Source organism: Duganella violaceipulchra (genome assembly GCF_019166075.1).
Taxonomy (GTDB): domain Bacteria; phylum Pseudomonadota; class Gammaproteobacteria; order Burkholderiales; family Burkholderiaceae_D; genus Rugamonas; species Rugamonas violaceipulchra.
In genome coordinates this window covers 15,847-30,086 of sequence record NZ_JAHTGR010000022.1, presented here as the reverse complement: position 1 = coordinate 30,086, position 14,240 = coordinate 15,847, and the positions used below count along the sequence as shown (strand labels likewise).

Annotated in this window: 17 protein-coding genes and 2 tRNA genes; 6 read left to right on the top strand and 13 right to left on the bottom strand. The window is 59.3% G+C overall.

All coding sequences use genetic code 11. The features are described 5' to 3' along the window. Nucleotides 1–106: 106 nt before the first annotated feature. The 3 genes from KVP70_RS28705 to KVP70_RS28695 all read right to left on the bottom strand — a co-directional run bounded on the left by KVP70_RS28705 (nucleotide 107) and on the right by KVP70_RS28695 (nucleotide 1,979). Nucleotides 107–823, bottom strand: coding sequence for a hypothetical protein (locus KVP70_RS28705; protein ID WP_217945808.1), 717 nt, complete (start codon nucleotides 821–823; stop codon nucleotides 107–109). Nucleotides 824–1,085: 262 nt separating this feature from the next. Next, complete coding sequence (locus KVP70_RS28700; RefSeq protein ID WP_217945807.1) at nucleotides 1,086–1,397, bottom strand: hypothetical protein; 312 nt, start codon at nucleotides 1,395–1,397, stop codon at nucleotides 1,086–1,088. A gap of 33 nt (nucleotides 1,398–1,430) precedes the next feature. Beyond that, nucleotides 1,431–1,979, bottom strand: coding sequence for a hypothetical protein (locus KVP70_RS28695; RefSeq protein ID WP_217945806.1), 549 nt, complete (start codon nucleotides 1,977–1,979; stop codon nucleotides 1,431–1,433). Between the two features lie 102 nt (nucleotides 1,980–2,081). Here KVP70_RS28695 and KVP70_RS28690 point away from each other — a divergent pair, with 102 nt between their 5' ends. Next, complete coding sequence (locus KVP70_RS28690) at nucleotides 2,082–2,444, top strand: hypothetical protein (RefSeq protein WP_217945805.1); 363 nt, start codon at nucleotides 2,082–2,084, stop codon at nucleotides 2,442–2,444. Here KVP70_RS28690 and KVP70_RS28685 read toward each other — a convergent pair. Beyond that, nucleotides 2,441–2,785, bottom strand: a complete 345-nt coding sequence (locus tag KVP70_RS28685) for a hypothetical protein (RefSeq protein ID WP_217945804.1) — start codon at nucleotides 2,783–2,785, stop codon at nucleotides 2,441–2,443. The genes KVP70_RS28690 and KVP70_RS28685 overlap by 4 nt on opposite strands. A gap of 401 nt (nucleotides 2,786–3,186) precedes the next feature. Between KVP70_RS28685 and KVP70_RS35425 the strand changes: the two genes are divergently transcribed. Then, complete coding sequence (locus tag KVP70_RS35425; RefSeq protein WP_217945803.1) at nucleotides 3,187–3,552, top strand: DUF3892 domain-containing protein; 366 nt, start codon at nucleotides 3,187–3,189, stop codon at nucleotides 3,550–3,552. 453 nt (nucleotides 3,553–4,005) lie between these two features. On the opposite strand, the gene KVP70_RS28675 is transcribed toward KVP70_RS35425, so the two are convergent. Beyond that, on the bottom strand, nucleotides 4,006–4,743 hold the full coding sequence (locus KVP70_RS28675; protein ID WP_229225159.1) for an SOS response-associated peptidase: 738 nt from the start codon (nucleotides 4,741–4,743) through the stop codon (nucleotides 4,006–4,008). A 15-nt stretch (nucleotides 4,744–4,758) separates the two neighbouring features. On the opposite strand from KVP70_RS28675, the gene KVP70_RS28670 reads away from it, so the two are divergent. Next, entirely contained in the window at nucleotides 4,759–5,454 is a 696-nt protein-coding gene (locus tag KVP70_RS28670; protein ID WP_217945802.1) for a hypothetical protein, read from the top strand. Here the strand turns inward: KVP70_RS28670 and KVP70_RS28665 are convergent, their stop codons facing one another. From KVP70_RS28665 to KVP70_RS28645, 5 genes are all read right to left on the bottom strand, one after another. Continuing rightward, nucleotides 5,455–5,739 carry a hypothetical protein gene (locus tag KVP70_RS28665; RefSeq protein ID WP_217945801.1) on the bottom strand — a complete coding sequence of 95 codons (285 nt, stop codon included), beginning with the start codon at nucleotides 5,737–5,739 and terminating at the stop codon, nucleotides 5,455–5,457. It abuts the gene before it with no gap. Nucleotides 5,740–5,999: 260 nt separating this feature from the next. Continuing rightward, the gene (locus tag KVP70_RS28660) at nucleotides 6,000–6,773 is read right to left on the bottom strand and encodes a hypothetical protein (RefSeq protein ID WP_217945800.1); all 774 of its coding nucleotides are present in this window, start codon (nucleotides 6,771–6,773) and stop codon (nucleotides 6,000–6,002) included. Nucleotides 6,774–6,812: 39 nt separating this feature from the next. Continuing rightward, nucleotides 6,813–7,370: a hypothetical protein gene (locus KVP70_RS28655; RefSeq protein ID WP_217945799.1), complete on the bottom strand. Its 558-nt coding sequence runs from the start codon at nucleotides 7,368–7,370 to the stop codon at nucleotides 6,813–6,815. Nucleotides 7,371–7,397: 27 nt separating this feature from the next. After that, nucleotides 7,398–8,174 carry a RepB family plasmid replication initiator protein gene (locus KVP70_RS28650; RefSeq protein ID WP_217945798.1) on the bottom strand — a complete coding sequence of 259 codons (777 nt, stop codon included), beginning with the start codon at nucleotides 8,172–8,174 and terminating at the stop codon, nucleotides 7,398–7,400. A gap of 6 nt (nucleotides 8,175–8,180) precedes the next feature. Further along, nucleotides 8,181–8,519: a hypothetical protein gene (locus KVP70_RS28645; RefSeq protein WP_217945797.1), complete on the bottom strand. Its 339-nt coding sequence runs from the start codon at nucleotides 8,517–8,519 to the stop codon at nucleotides 8,181–8,183. A gap of 101 nt (nucleotides 8,520–8,620) precedes the next feature. Here KVP70_RS28645 and KVP70_RS28640 point away from each other — a divergent pair, with 101 nt between their 5' ends. Next, nucleotides 8,621–8,863, top strand: a complete 243-nt coding sequence (locus KVP70_RS28640) for a helix-turn-helix domain-containing protein (RefSeq protein WP_217945796.1) — start codon at nucleotides 8,621–8,623, stop codon at nucleotides 8,861–8,863. A gap of 185 nt (nucleotides 8,864–9,048) precedes the next feature. Here KVP70_RS28640 and KVP70_RS28635 read toward each other — a convergent pair. The 3 genes from KVP70_RS28635 to KVP70_RS28625 all read right to left on the bottom strand — a co-directional run bounded on the left by KVP70_RS28635 (nucleotide 9,049) and on the right by KVP70_RS28625 (nucleotide 11,606). Continuing rightward, a tRNA-His gene (locus KVP70_RS28635) sits at nucleotides 9,049–9,124 on the bottom strand. Between the two features lie 113 nt (nucleotides 9,125–9,237). Then, nucleotides 9,238–10,077, bottom strand: coding sequence for a glutamate racemase (gene murI / locus KVP70_RS28630; RefSeq protein ID WP_217945795.1), 840 nt, complete (start codon nucleotides 10,075–10,077; stop codon nucleotides 9,238–9,240). Beyond that, nucleotides 10,077–11,606: a fumarate hydratase gene (locus KVP70_RS28625; protein ID WP_217945794.1), complete on the bottom strand. Its 1,530-nt coding sequence runs from the start codon at nucleotides 11,604–11,606 to the stop codon at nucleotides 10,077–10,079. The genes murI and KVP70_RS28625 overlap by 1 nt, the downstream gene beginning before the upstream one ends. A 371-nt stretch (nucleotides 11,607–11,977) precedes the next feature. Here KVP70_RS28625 and acs point away from each other — a divergent pair, with 371 nt between their 5' ends. Together acs and KVP70_RS28615 are read left to right on the top strand one after the other, a co-directional pair. Then, nucleotides 11,978–13,966 (top strand): acetate--CoA ligase, encoded by a 1,989-nt coding sequence (gene acs, locus KVP70_RS28620; RefSeq protein ID WP_217945793.1) that lies wholly within the window; start codon nucleotides 11,978–11,980, stop codon nucleotides 13,964–13,966. A 76-nt stretch (nucleotides 13,967–14,042) separates the two neighbouring features. Further along, a tRNA-Ser gene (locus tag KVP70_RS28615) sits at nucleotides 14,043–14,133 on the top strand. Nucleotides 14,134–14,240 lie beyond the last annotated feature (107 nt).

Sequence of the window (14,240 nt, the reverse complement as noted above, 5' to 3'; positions counted from 1 at the left end):
CCTCTTAGCGGGAGGGATTCCGCCCGCAGTGGGCTTGATCGGCGTCACGTCCGTCTTAATTGAGCGCGAAGGAGGAGGTGGTGGAGGAGGCGGTGGCGGTACTGGTTTAGTCGCCATGTGCACCCCTCGTTGGCGGCTTCGGCGGCTGGGCTGGCTTACGGTCATCGCGGACGTGGCGAGTTGGTGGCGCTGGCGGCGGAGGGGGGGGGGCGGGACGGGTTGCCATCGGAACTCCTTTCATTGGTACGGAGGAAACTACGCTGATCTCTGTAGGTTTTGCGTGGATGGACTTATCTAGCTCGCCAAAGAAATAGCACAAAAATGCAGCAAATCCAAAAGTTGCCGAAATCACAAAATACTTAATGGTCATGTGATATCCGAAAGATCTCGTTTCGTTGATAGAGGCGTTCACAGTCGCGCACTCAACGTATTTTTCGCGAACAGCGTTCTTCAGTGCACCGCATATCAATTTAGTACGTTGTTTCCTAGGTTGGCTGGCATAGAGCGCGGTGCAATCGGCGTGATATGTATGCCAGGCGGTTGCCACCGGCAAAACAGCGTATTCATGACCCCAAGCCGACTTTACGCAGTACCAACCGCTAACCAAAATAAACAAGGCGGCAATCAAAAAGGCCGTTTCAAAGCCGTAGTACCAGCCGTTTACTCGCCCCCGGTCAAGATTCTGCGCCATGAAGCCCAGCATGCCGATGGTAGAAATGAGCAAGGCCAACGGAATCTGAAGGCGCGTAGTCATCTGCTCACGCGCTTCCATTTCATGGAAGTATAGTTTTTCGTAGAAATCGAATCGCGCTTGGTTATCCATCCAGTACCACAGAAAAGTTAATTTGCTGGTCTGACTACTTGTCGGAGAGAATACTTATTGTGGGAATAGTAACACGGGCGTCTTGCCTAAAGCCGAGTTTGCCAGCACGGCGTTGGGGAGGGCACCGACTCAAGGCGATGCGGTCCGAGTGGCGGCATTGAGGTAGCACTGCAAGAGGCGCGTCACCTTACACCTGGATAGAGGATTTGGGCTGGCTTGTCCGCTGATATAGGCGTGCGGCGGGGGCAACCATATTGTTGTTTTAGGTGCGAGATAGCCACCCAAGTGCCTGTGCAAGGGTCAGCCCCGTACTGGCAGCCGCCGCGCAAGCAGCGATCATTGTCCAGAACGCCGCGCGCTCTGAAGCTGCTGCGGAGCGCGCGGTAGCGATGAGCGCATCGGTCTGCCGCTTCTCCGACTCAGCCTGATCGAATTGGCGTAGCCATTCCTGCGCGAACATGATGCTTCGTAGTTCATTGCCGAATCGGCCGCCGGCAAGTGCTTGCCGGAGACCGTCGGCCCCACCGTTTTCTTCGGCCCAGGGGCCGACTTCTTCAAAGGTCGAAAATGCCACTTGCTTCTCCTTAATGATTGATTGGTGCAACCTTCACACTGGGGCATCGCTGTCGGCGAATATGTATTCTTCTGCCTCGATGGCCACAGTCCATTTGTTGCCCGCTTGACGGACTTGTTCATTGATCCAGGTGAGGGGGACGATTTCTCGGTCATACCAAACGTCAGAATATTTTGCCGTAAGCGACCGCTGCCACTCCTCAGGCATCATGCGAAATCCACGACCCAATGCCATCACGCCCTCCGTCGGAATGCCTTGTGCGACGTAGTACGCGATCTTTATGCGTTCAACAATCAATCGGCGCGCCATATATTGCGGAGTGTCCGGAGTATCCCCTCCGCGACCAACAAACGTGTTTGGCGCTCCATACGGCAGCTTCATGGCGGCTCTGCGCGCATACTCCGCGCCGTCAATGATTCCCAACATCTGCGGCGCGCCGCCGCGTCCACCGCGTCCATCGTGCTGGTTGGCTTCTCCCCCATCGCCACCGTAGTAAATACTGTCATCGTGTAGCGCGACGGCATCCCCGCCTTGCCCTCCCTTGCCTACGCCACCGCGTCCACCACGACCGGCGATAGCCATGCTGTTCGCCCCAATGGCATGCGCATGTCCGCCATCGCCGCCTAGTCCACGTAATGAGTCCCCGGCCGCCCCGCCTTCTGCGTAGCTGTAATCGCCTTCCGCATGGGCATTGCCACCGTCGGCTTTTTCTTGTATTTTTTGCATATCGAAAACGGTAGAAAGAAACTTATGAGCGACCAACCTGTATTGATTGACGGGCTAACGGCTGAAACCTGGGAAGCCTGCTATCGGCCGGGTATGCCGGAATTCGCTGGCGTGAGCTGGGCGTATACGGTTGAGAGTCCAGACTCCGTGCGCCTTGTATTCGGGAACTTAGGGCCAAGGAGACCCGACGGACCACGGATGCCGGTTTTCACGAACGCGATTACGATTCCGGCAGCCGTTGCCGTTGAACTTGCCAACGCACTGTTGAAACACTTCGCTGCACCGCTGGACAAGCGCCCCAAGACAAGCGGTGAAAACTAGCCCGATCCGCCTGCGCCCCCCTTGGCGCGGGAACCTTTTCCGGTAGCCCTTGCACTGCCGCCATCGCCACCGATACCGCCATTCGCGTTGCCGCCTACACCGCCAACCGCATCGGCCTTCTCCCCAGGCGCGCTAGCTTTGCCACCACGCCCACCGCGTGCCTGTGGTATGGCTGAGCCGTTTTTTGCCACAAAGTAGCTAATCACCAGTAATACGCAGCCTGCTGCCAGCAAGCTGTATTTCCAGACCTCGTTCGCGGTCGGCAGCATGATGGACAGAGCGCCGCCGAATGCCAAGAATACGGCCCCCATCAAAAGGGGCAGGAAATAGGTGATGCGCATACATACCTCCTTTGATTGGCAAAGAGGCAATAAGTATCCCACCGTGCAAAGTTCTGGACAAGGAGTCAGAGCGGTTTCCCCACGGTTTTACACAAAATATTACACACATCGGCCGCAAACCCGCATGAATGCGGCGGGCGAGGATACCTATATTAGGAATCGTCACGCCCGCGTAAGCCCAGGTGGCAAAAATACAGTACCGTGAAAAATGCAGAAAAATTGTTGACTTTGCCAAGGCGCACACTACAATCGGTGTTGCGGTCTCTGAAAGACACTAGATCTAGTAGATCCATTAATCGGAAACAGCTTGTGGCCTGCCCAAGGACGTGATGGGTTGACCGGGTGCAATATCAGCACGCTATCAGCATGGTTCCTCAATAACATTTTATTAAGGTTTTATCATGCTTTTAGCTCCAGAAATCAAATTGACTGGCGTCCGTATGTCGGCGGCCCAAGGCGTGAGCATTTTCACACTGCTCACTGTAACAACTCAACACATAGAGGCAGTCACCAGCGGCTTGCGGTCTTGGACTGTAGCCGAAGTTGTCGGGCTAGTTGATGGCGGCTATCGATTTTATGTCGAAGACCGATTGGGGGTGCGGGCGTACGTGGAGGTGGTACGGCCATTGTGGCACCTACCATACATCAGGACTCATCGAGACGATACAACTTCCGACAATCTGCTCTCTCTCCCAGGAGGTCCGTTCTACACTGGGGCACAGCCCCGTGGTCTCCTCGATCCGTACCGTACGCTGCTAGGTAGCTAGAATGCGTGGATCAGCGGAGTACCGGCAGGACCAGGGGGGAGGCCGAAGCCCCCCCCCATCTCGCGCTATGCCGTCGGTCGCCCCGTCAAAAATTTCGCGCATAGAAAAGATCAATTTTTTTTCGCGCGCATGGGTAAAAGCGTAAAACTAGTCGGTCGAATTGCTCATCGCCTGCAATGATGAATGCGTCATCCACAACTTCGTCCCTAGGCCCATGCGCTTCGTTATAGATTTCGTCTCCCGGCTCCGCGTCAGCCCCGCAGCCCATAACCTCGACTCTGAGTCAGCTACTGCCACGCCTGCATCGCCCGCAGTTGATGATGGTCCCGTTGCGGACACGGCTGCCGCGATCTTTGCGCCGATTATGGCAAGCCTGAAACGCATCGAAGAGTATGTCGACACGTTGCCCGACAAGCGCACTGGCAGCGCGCAGGTCTGACAGCGTACTGAGGTCTAGTCAAACAGCCCGGGAGCCAGCGGAGCGGCCAGCGCAGGCCCTTGGTTGCGCGAGTTCCCCACCGCCGTGCTGACCTTATACCAAGCGAACTTGTCGGGACCGAGGGCGACCGAGCGGGCAAGTTCTGCCGCCTGCTCGCCCGATAGGTTCGGGTCCATCCAAGTAGCGGCGTCGCTGGCTGTAAAGATCACAGGGCGCCGGTCGTGCACGTCAACCATGCCGCCTTCATCATCATCAGTGACGATGGCGAACCCCGTGGCGTTCTTGTCCTCGCTGGACGTGCCCCAAGCCGTCAGCGCGGCCATGTAGAGCAGTTCTCCATCTGCGCGGTGGACATGCCATGGCTGCTTGTTTGGCTTCTCCCCTGTCCATTCGTACCGGCCATTTGCCGGCACGATGACCCGGCCGGCCTTGAGCAATCGGCCCCAGTACCTGCCAGCGATCTTATCGAGCCGCGCGTTCGGCGTCTGTCTCACGGTGCTGGGCGATCCTGGTGCCTTGTACATCCACCAGCGGTCATCAAGCGCGATCTTCCCGCCGTCGACGCGCAAGATTGGCCGCATGGTGCCTGGCGCCGCGTTGAAAAGCGGCTCGGCGTGGCTACGGCGCATGACCTCCTTGGCCCAACTGAAATCGCTGAGCACCCTGTCGATGTCGCTCTGATCGAGCCGGTCGCACATAAAAACGACGATACCGTGTTCCAAAATGGAATATACTGTACGTATATACAGCATTAATTGGAGCGTCAAGTGAAGGTTTGGGTTCAGCGCCGGCTGGATGGCGGCGCCGCGCTAGATCAGCCCGTTCAGATCGGGGAGTCGGATGAGCCGTTGGAGTTGGTGATGCTGCAAGTGACCGATCAAGGGCAGCGCAGACCGACCAAGGTGGCGCGTCTCATTCCCAGTGGCCAGCGCCGGGCAATCGATGAATTGGTCATGCCGAGGCTGTTCTGGCTCAGGGGCGGAAAGTTTGTCCTGAACGGGGTCGCACAGCTACGTGAATCGCATGGAGTGAAAGGTTACAGCCAGTCATGGCTATGTCAGTTGGCGCTACCGGCGGAAGTGGATGGCTTCAAGGTTGTGCCGTTGTACAGGTATGGCGAACAGATCGCCCGGCGCGAGTTGGTCGACAGGTACGCCACGACCCTGAGCGGCAAGCTATCGGTTGTGTGCCTCTTGGACCAGACGCTTGGTCGCGCCACAGTACGGGCGGATATCGGAGCGCCAGCGTCGGCATCCGCTTACGGGCGGGGCGTTTTGCTAGATGCCAATTTGGAGTGGATGTCCACGGATAGCTTCGAGCTGTCCGGGTATGAGCATGTAGCGGCCCATGCGGATCGGCCTGCCATCACGCTGCAACAAGGGTGGCTGTGCCAGCCGGATTGGGCGGTGGCCGAGCAAGCAGCCCCGACCCGCACTTACCGAGCAGGGCGTGAAGAAAGATAGTCACGTTTTGAGCTGGATCAAGCAGACAGCTCTGTGCTTCCGGCACGATCTAAAAATGGAATTCCGACCAGCAGCCGACGGGCTGATATGACCGAATTGAGACGACTGGACAGACTGACGGCGCAGCGGGTAGAAGTGGCCATCGTATTCAGGGAAATGCTCGGCGCCGCCGATGCCGCCGCATACATGGCTGAGAACGGAATTGCGCAGCACATCGCTGTCCGTGTGCTGGCCGGTATGATAACGACGCGGACCACCGATGGGGCAGTAGTAGGCTACTGCCATCACGATCCTGAGGCTACTGTGCCCAGTGCTCCCCGTTGGGGTGTCGCACCAGAAGCGCTGGAACGGGCCGCAGCGCCTCTAGCGGTACAGCGGCCCTGCCGAGTATGCCAATCCGTTATTTGACGCCCTATAGGCTTTATAATCGATCTGGAAGGGCGCAGCCTTGGTGAGCGTCGGCTTTCGTTCAGCACCCCGGCCTTGTTGATGATCTGCCCTGCTTGGCCGATGTCGAAGTGCTGCCCCCCTGATCAGCCCGGGCCTCACCATACGCGACTACGTTGATATTGGCGTTCGACCTCCCCGCCCGACAGTAACCGCAATGCTGAATCTCGCGCCCGCGCAAGCCGTTCAATCTTCATGGCTTTGACCTCGGAGTACCCGTCTGGCTTCACGGCCTTGAGTACTGCCACCGCTTCGTCAAACCGCCCCAGTTGGCGCAATAGCTCGCCGCGTTCCACTTGGTGCTTCATGTCGTGCTCAAACAGCTCCAGGAGGCGTAGGATGTTGGCGATGGCCTCGCCCTCTGGCACAGCAGGCTGGCTTTCCATGACGGCCTTGGGATTACGGTGACGCAGGTGGTCACTTGCGATCCACCATATCCGGCGGCGCAGGTAAATCTCACGGTCGGGCTTTGATGGATCGAGCTGCGCCAGCGCGCGGAAAAGGTCAACATAGTCTGGAGTGTCTGCTCGTTCGGCGGTTTTCAAATTATCCGCGATAGCCTGCCACTCACGCAGTTCTTTCAGGCGCCCACTGCGGTCGCCAGTCAGCCAGGTCAGGGCGCGCATGATCGGCCCAATCGAACGTGGCGCCCATGTAAGCCGCTGGACCTCCGGGGTATCTTCCCACCAGAAGACTGCGGCGCATTGCGGGCAGCGCGCGACGGGGCCATGCATGAAGTTCCAGACGCCAGAGGAACATCCATCGCTCCAGTGGTCCAAGCCGTCCATGAACATCGAGATCAAGGCATGGCGGGCCACGTAACCAGCACAGGCCGGGCATTGGTGGATGATCGGGGGCGAGAAGCGGGTCATGGCATTTAGTATCGCATTATCGGAATGGCCGCGCGAGTGTCAGCGCACCTCGATGTCCATGAGGGCGTAGTGATCGGCTTCATCAGTGGGCGTGACCAGGCCAAGTTCCACCAACCCTGCCGCAACTCCTTCATCGAGGATATGAACATCACGCTGCCAAGGCGTAGCGTTCTCCATTGCCGCAACCAGCGCCTCACTCAATGATCGTTCAGCTAGGAGGAGAGTCCTCAGAGTCGAACCAGGGAGTGAGAAAACTGGCTCCGTTGTGCGTTCCATTGTGTATAGAAGAAGGGCGAGCTGCACTTCGTGCTGTTGCATTGGTCTGCCGTCGTTGCGCACCACATGCAGCACATAGTGCTTTGATCGTAAGTGGTCAAGCTGGTCACGCTCATCCTTGATTTCGAACTTTAACTCCTGCGGCGCGGCATTTGCGGCCAGCCGAAGAAATGCCCTTGGCGTGTTGCCCATAACGCTCTCAAGCTCAAAACGGGTAGGCTTGCCGGTATCGCCATGCAGCGTGATAGCGTAGCCGCCCTCTGGCATGCCGTAGTCCGTGTCATCAGTGGACGATGTGTATTGAAAAGAAAATGTATGCATGATTTGGGAGGGGCGTATCAACGTCGTCTAAAACTCCATGAAGTCCGGCTTGTCCTTGTTCTTCATGATCCAGTCATATAGGCCGGCAATGTCGCGGTGGCTGTAGTCATAATATTTGCCGCGCATCTTGGCCAGTGGGCTTTTCTGGTCTGCCGCGTCCAGTACATCAAGCACTTCGTCACGCGACAGGAGCTGTTTTAGCCGCTTCTCGACCCGCTCCCTCAGTTGCCACCACTTCATCGACTTGGGGCGCTTGGTGCGAGCCTTCAGGCGGCTGATATGGACTATGGAAAGGTCTCCCGGCACCTTCGCGCCGCGCGCCACGACGGCCGGCGCGTTGATGGCCTCTGCGAACGAGATCAATGGCCGACTTGCGCCAGCTCGAATGTCGCCTACGATCCACTCCAGATACCTGATGAAGGTCGAGGAGAAGCGCAATTCATAGTAGTCCTCTGTGTAGCCTAGTTTCTCGGCCCAGCAGAAAATAGTCCCCTCGTCATGAAAGTGGATACTAACGCTCCGCTCAAATAGGGCGTAGGCGGCCATGTCGAGGCGGCGACGCGCCACCTTGAAGGTGATTCCGGCGTGCGCGGCGAACTCGATCACGGAGACCGTGATGAGCTTGCCAGCGGGGCGGCTTGCGGTGTCTGGGTCTTGAGCAACCAGATTGACCAAGCGCCGGAGAACGTAGCGCTCGTCAATCGATAGATTGCGTGCGCTATCGACTAGCGCTTGCTGCCGTATCCGTTCGCGCTCCTCCTCGGCTTGCACCGGCGGCAAAATCTCTATGGTCTCAGCCGGCATCGTGGTCTACTCCGCCTTCTTCACTTCAACGGTCACGTCGGCCTTTGGCTTCAGCTTCGGCCGCGCCAGCTCCGCGTCACCGGCATTCAAGCACATGAACTGCACTTCAGCCTTCGGGTAATTGCCGAATACGAAGGGCGGCTGTGCTTCTTGCGTGCTGACGACCTGCAAGGACTTACCTCGGGCCGCGCAGTAGGCGTTTGCCTCCTGGAACGCTTCGGCCTTGAGACTGCCGGAGCCGCTGAAGCCGGTCGCGGCTTGGCGGCTGACCATGAAGGTGTCGGTGCCGATGGGGATGATGCCGGTGTTGCTGGCGCAGCCGGCGACGAGCGATAAGCTCGCCAAAATTATTCTTTTCAAGTGTCTACCCTGTTGAAATTGTTGGTCCGCTAGAATGGGGAAGATCACCCGTGGCGTGGCGCGGATGATACCGCGAAGATCGCCGGATGCCAATAACCTCGCCCAATGCAAAAGAACCCGTACTAGTCGCCTTTGGCGATGCTGTGCGCGCCGCGCGGTTGGCGGTAGGGATTTCGCAAGAGGAATTGGCTCATATCAGCGGCATTGACCGCTCGTACCTAGGGGCTATCGAAAGGGGTGAGCAAAACGCGGGCCTGCTGCACCTTGTGCGGATTGCTCAATCGTTGAATGTCCCGTTGGCAGAATTAATGGTCGGCGCGGGACTGTAGACCTAAGGAGGGCCGACGTGGCAACCTTGAGGCAGTTTCGTCGTGCACCGCGATAGCTGCGGGCGCCCTGGACGATTGGTGGGATTGGGTTACACAGCGGTTACATGAGTCAATCATGCAGCGCAGAATGCAAAAAAGGGTTACAGCGACAAGCGCGTAACCCTTTGATTTTCCTACGTATTCTGTGGGGTGGCTGATGGGGCTCGAACCCACGACAACAGGAATCACAATCCTGGACTCTACCAACTGAGCTACAGCCACCACTGATTTACTTCACTTTGTCTACTGTTTCGTAGACAGGTGCCGAATTATACAAGCCAGTTTTGAATCCTGCAAATCTAAATGTGAAGTTTCTTCAAAAAATTCCACTTTGCTTAAACATCAATCTTTTCCACCGGCGGATACAGGCCCAGCAGGTTGGCGAACGCCGGCGCCAGGGCGCTGACGGACGCCGTCGTGTAGCCGCGCAGCGCGGCGGGCGCCTCGGCGGCTGTACGCGCCGGGCGCAGCAGGCCGGCGGCGTCCAGCAGGCGCACCAGTTGGCGGGCCACGGCGTCGCCGGTATCGATCAGCGTGACGTCGGCATGGCCATGGGCGCGCAACACCCGTTCTATGCCCGCCTGGACGAAGGGGTAGTGGGTGCAACCGAGCACCAGCGTATCGGCGCCCTGGTCCAGCAGCGGCGCCACGTACTGCTCCAGCAGCGCGGCGATGGCGGGGGTTTCCAGGTCGCCCAGTTCAATCTGGTCGACCAGGCCGACGCACGGTTGCAGCAGGAACTGCGCCTGGGTGGCGGCGCCGATCTGCTCGCGCAGCAGCAGGAATTTTTCGCCCTTGAGCGTGCGCGCCGTCGCCAGCACGCCGATCTTGCCGTTGCGGGTGGTGGCGGCGGCCGGCTTCAGGCCGGGTTCGACGCCGACCACCGGCAGATCGGGATAGCGCGCCCGCACCGCCTTGATGGCGGCCACGGTGGCGGTGTTGCAGGCCACCACCAGCGCCTTGATGCCGCGTTCCAGCAGGAAGGCGGCGACCAGCAGCGCGCGGTCGACCACGTATTGTTCGGTTTTTTCGCCGTAGGGCGCATGACCGGAATCGGCGAAATAGATCAAGTCTTCCGCCGGCAGCCGCGCCCGGATGTGGCGCAGCACCGACAGCCCGCCCACGCCGGAGTCATAGACACCGATCGGGGCACCGGGAGAGCGGGCGGCGTGCATCAGGCGGTGACGATAGCAACGTTCAGCGCTTCGATCTTGGCTTTCCATTCCTTCGGACCGGTTTCGTGCACCGAGGTGCCGGCGGCGTCGACCGCCACCGTCACCGGCATGTCCACCACGTCGAACTCGTAGATCGCTTCCATGCCCATGTCGGCAAAGCCCAGCACCTTGGCGCCCTTGATCGCCTTCGACACCAGGTAGGCCGAGCCGCCGACCGCCATCAGGTAGGCCGACTTGTGCTTCTTGATCGATTCGATCGCCACCGGGCCGCGTTCTGCCTTGCCGATCATCGCGATCAGGCCGGTTTGTTCCAGCATCATGTCGGTGAAACTGTCCATGCGGGTGGCGGTGGTCGGGCCGGCCGGGCCGACCACTTCGTCGCGCACCGGATCGACCGGGCCGACGTAGTAGATCACGCGGTTCTTGAAGTCCACCGGCAGCGGCTCGCCCTTGGCCAGCATGTCCTGGATGCGCTTGTGCGCGGCGTCGCGGCCGGTCAGCATTTTGCCGTTCAGCAGCAGGGTCTGGCCCGGCTTCCACGAAGCGACTTCTTCCTTGGTCAGCGTGTTCAGGTCGACGCGCTTGGATTTTTCGGTGTCCGGCGCCCAGCTGACGTCAGGCCAGGTCGACAGCGGAGGCGGCGTCATGTAGGCGGGGCCGGAGCCGTCCAGCACGAAGTGGCCGTGGCGGGTGGCGGCGCAGTTCGGGATCATGGCGACCGGCTTGGAGGCGGCGTGGGTCGGGTAGGTCAGGATCTTCACGTCCAGCACGGTGGTCAGGCCGCCCAGGCCTTGCGCGCCGATGCCCAGCGCGTTGATGCGGTCGCACAGTTCGATGCGCAGTTCTTCCAGCTTGTTCTGCGGGCCGCGTTGCTTGAGCTCGTACATGTCGATGTCTTCCATCAGCACTTCCTTGGCCATCAGCATCGCCTTCTCGGCGGTGCCGCCGATGCCGATGCCCAGCATGCCTGGCGGGCACCAGCCGGCGCCCATGGTCGGCACGGTCTTGAGCACCCAGTCGATCAGCGAATCGGAAGGATTCATCATGACCATCTTGGATTTGTTTTCCGAACCGCCGCCCTTGGCCGCGACCTTGACGTCGACGGTGTTGCCTTCGACCAGTTCCATGTGGACCACGGCCGGCGTGTTGTCCTTGGTGTTCTTGCGGTCGAAGTGCGGGTCGGCCACGATCGAGGCGCGCAGCTTGTTGTCATCGAAGTTGTAGGCGCGGCGCACGCCTTCGTTGACGGCGTCGGTGACGGTGCCGGAGAAGCCCTCGAAGCGCACGCCCATGCCGATCTTCAGGAAGACGTTGACGATGCCGGTGTCCTGGCAGATCGGGCGCTTGCCTTCCGCGCACATGCGCGAATTGGTCAGGATCTGCGCGATCGCATCCTTGGCGGCCGGGCTTTGCTCGGCGTCATAGGCGCGCGCCAGATGCTGGATATAGTCGGCCGGATGGTAGTAGCTGATGTACTGAAGCGCGGCGGCAACGGATTCAATCAGGTCTTCTTGCTTTATGATGGTCATGATGTTCTCGCGTGGGTTAGTGGGATGCTTAGTGGGATTCGTTGTGGGTCAGTCAGGATCAAGCCCAGGCAAAGCGGCAACTGGAGCCAGCGCGTCATGAAGATAAAGGCGGGCAGGCGGTCGCAGCTTCGGTGCTGGCTTGGTCATTACGGCGGGACTCCTTGAATTGGTGCATGCTGACGGGATAGCCGACATTTTACACGTGCTGCCCAGCAATCGCAGTGGCGTGTGGGTACTACGTATAGTTGATGAAATATTGGTAAAATTACATAGGGCATTACATCCTCCGCCGGGGATTATCAATCTGTAAGGGCTCAGTAAGCGATGAAGTTTATGTTTATGACAAACGACTACAAACTCTGGAGACAAGTATGAGCAGCACCACCACACAGCAAGGCCCACAGGAATCCCGCATCTTCACGCCACCGGCGGCGTTTGTAGCACAGGCCACCGTGGCCGGCATGGACGCCTATAACGCCTTATGCGCCGAAGCGGAGGCCGATTACGAAGGCTTCTGGTCGCGTCTGGCGAAGGAAAACCTGGTCTGGCAAAAGCCGTACACCAAGGTGCTGAACGAAGACGACGCGCCGTTCTACAAATGGTTCGAGGACGGCCACCTGAACGTCTCGTACAACTGCCTGGACCGCAATCTGCAGAACGGCAACGCCGACAAGACCGCCATCATTTTCGAGGCGGACGACGGCAAGTCGGTCAACGTCAGCTACAAGGAATTGCACGAGAAAGTCTGCAAATTCGCCAACGGCCTGAAATCGCGCGGCATCAAGAAGGGCGACCGCGTGATCATCTACATGTCGATGTCGGTCGAAGGCGTGGCCGCGATGCAAGCCTGCGCACGCATCGGCGCCACACACTCGGTGGTGTTTGGCGGCTTCTCCGCCAAGTCGCTGCAGGAGCGCATCATCGACGCCGGCGCCGTGGCCGTGATCACCGCCGACGAGCAAATGCGCGGCGGCAAGAGCCTGCCATTGAAAGCCATCGTCGACGAAGCGCTGGCGCTGGGCGGCTGCGACACCATCAAGGACGTGATCGTCTACAAGCGCACTGGCGGCAACATCAACTTTCAGGCCGGTCGCGACCTGTGGCTGCATGAGCTGGTGGCCAGCCAGTCGGCCGAATGCGAGCCGGAGTGGGTCGATGCCGAGCATCCGCTGTTCATCCTGTACACCTCCGGTTCGACCGGCACGCCCAAGGGCGTGCAGCATTCGAGCGGCGGCTACCTGCTGTGGGCCGCGCTGACGATGAAGTGGTCGTTCGACATCAAGCCGACCGATGTGTACTGGTGCACGGCCGACATCGGCTGGGTGACGGGCCACAGCTACATCGCCTACGGTCCGACGGCGGTGGGCGCGACGCAAGTGGTATTCGAAGGCGTGCCGACCTTCCCGAACGCCGGCCGCTTCTGGGACACCATCGCCAAGCACAAGGTCAGCATCTTCTACACCGCGCCGACGGCGATCCGTTCGCTGATCAAGGCGTCGGACGTGGATCCGAAAGTGCATCCGAAAAATTACGACCTGTCGTCGCTGCGTTTGCTGGGCACGGTGGGCGAACCGATCAATCCGGAAGCGTGGATGTGGTACTACACGCAGGTGGGCGGCGAGAAGTGTCCGATCGTCGACACCTTCTGGCAGACCGAAACCGGCGGCCACATGATCACCCCGCTGCCGGGCGCGACGCCGATGGTGCCGGGTTCGTGCACCTTGCCGCTGCCGGGCATCATGGCGGCCATCGTGGACGAGGCTGGTGTGGACGTGCCGAACGGGCAGGGCGGCATCCTGGTCGTCAAGCGTCCGTGGCCTTCGATGATCCGCACCATCTGGAACAATCCTGAGCGGTTCAAGTCGAGCTATTTCCCGGATGAGTTGGGCGGCAAGATGTATCTGGCTGGCGATGGGGCGATTCGGAACAAGGATACGGGCTACTTCACCATCACCGGGCGTATCGATGACGTGTTGAACGTGTCGGGCCACCGCATGGGCACGATGGAGATTGAATCGGCGCTGGTGGCCAATCCGCTGGTGGCCGAGGCTGCGGTGGTGGGCAAGCCGGATGACACGACGGGTGAATCGATCTGCGCGTTCGTGGTGTTGAAGCAGGCGCGTCCGACTGGGGATGAGGCCAAGAAGCTGGCGCTGGAGTTGCGCAATTGGGTGGCCAAGGAGATTGGTCCGATCGCCAAGCCTAAGGAGATTCGTTTCGGGGATAACCTGCCGAAGACGCGTTCGGGCAAGATCATGCGGCGCTTGCTGCGGGTGTTGGCCAAGGGCGAGGTGATTACGCAGGATGTGTCCACGTTGGAGAATCCGGCGATTCTGGAGCAGTTGAAGGAAGCTTCCTGAGGTTGGGGAAATAAACTTTGTACTCTCGGGAATGTTTGCTATAATTCGCGGCTTCTCCGGAAGGGGAAGATATGCAGGAGAGGTGGATGAGTGGTTGAAGTCGCACGCCTGGAAAGCGTGTATAGGTTCATAGCCTATCGGGGGTTCGAATCCCCCTCTCTCCGCCAAGGATTCAAATTGGGCAGTCTCAGCAAGTCCGCAGACGTCCAGAAAAAGCCGCTTTAGCCCCTGCTACAGCGGCTTTTTTGTATTCTGACGGCTCCCACTGTCCAGC

Coding starts and splice junctions, on each gene's coding strand:
- KVP70_RS28705 (WP_217945808.1), bottom strand. CDS start 823: ATGGATAACCAAGCGCGATTCGATTTCTACGAAAAACTATACTTCCAT.
- KVP70_RS28695 (WP_217945806.1), bottom strand. CDS start 1,979: ATGGCTATCGCCGGTCGTGGTGGACGCGGTGGCGTAGGCAAGGGAGGG.
- KVP70_RS28690 (WP_217945805.1), top strand. CDS start 2,082: ATGGGCATTGCCACCGTCGGCTTTTTCTTGTATTTTTTGCATATCGAA.
- KVP70_RS28685 (WP_217945804.1), bottom strand. CDS start 2,785: ATGCGCATCACCTATTTCCTGCCCCTTTTGATGGGGGCCGTATTCTTG.
- KVP70_RS35425 (WP_217945803.1), top strand. CDS start 3,187: ATGCTTTTAGCTCCAGAAATCAAATTGACTGGCGTCCGTATGTCGGCG.
- KVP70_RS28675 (WP_229225159.1), bottom strand. CDS start 4,743: ATGCTGTATATACGTACAGTATATTCCATTTTGGAACACGGTATCGTC.
- KVP70_RS28665 (WP_217945801.1), bottom strand. CDS start 5,739: ATGGCAGTAGCCTACTACTGCCCCATCGGTGGTCCGCGTCGTTATCAT.
- KVP70_RS28660 (WP_217945800.1), bottom strand. CDS start 6,773: ATGACCCGCTTCTCGCCCCCGATCATCCACCAATGCCCGGCCTGTGCT.
- KVP70_RS28655 (WP_217945799.1), bottom strand. CDS start 7,370: ATGCATACATTTTCTTTTCAATACACATCGTCCACTGATGACACGGAC.
- KVP70_RS28650 (WP_217945798.1), bottom strand. CDS start 8,174: ATGCCGGCTGAGACCATAGAGATTTTGCCGCCGGTGCAAGCCGAGGAG.
- KVP70_RS28640 (WP_217945796.1), top strand. CDS start 8,621: ATGCCAATAACCTCGCCCAATGCAAAAGAACCCGTACTAGTCGCCTTT.
- murI (WP_217945795.1), bottom strand. CDS start 10,077: ATGCACGCCGCCCGCTCTCCCGGTGCCCCGATCGGTGTCTATGACTCC.
- KVP70_RS28625 (WP_217945794.1), bottom strand. CDS start 11,606: ATGACCATCATAAAGCAAGAAGACCTGATTGAATCCGTTGCCGCCGCG.
- acs (WP_217945793.1), top strand. CDS start 11,978: ATGAGCAGCACCACCACACAGCAAGGCCCACAGGAATCCCGCATCTTC.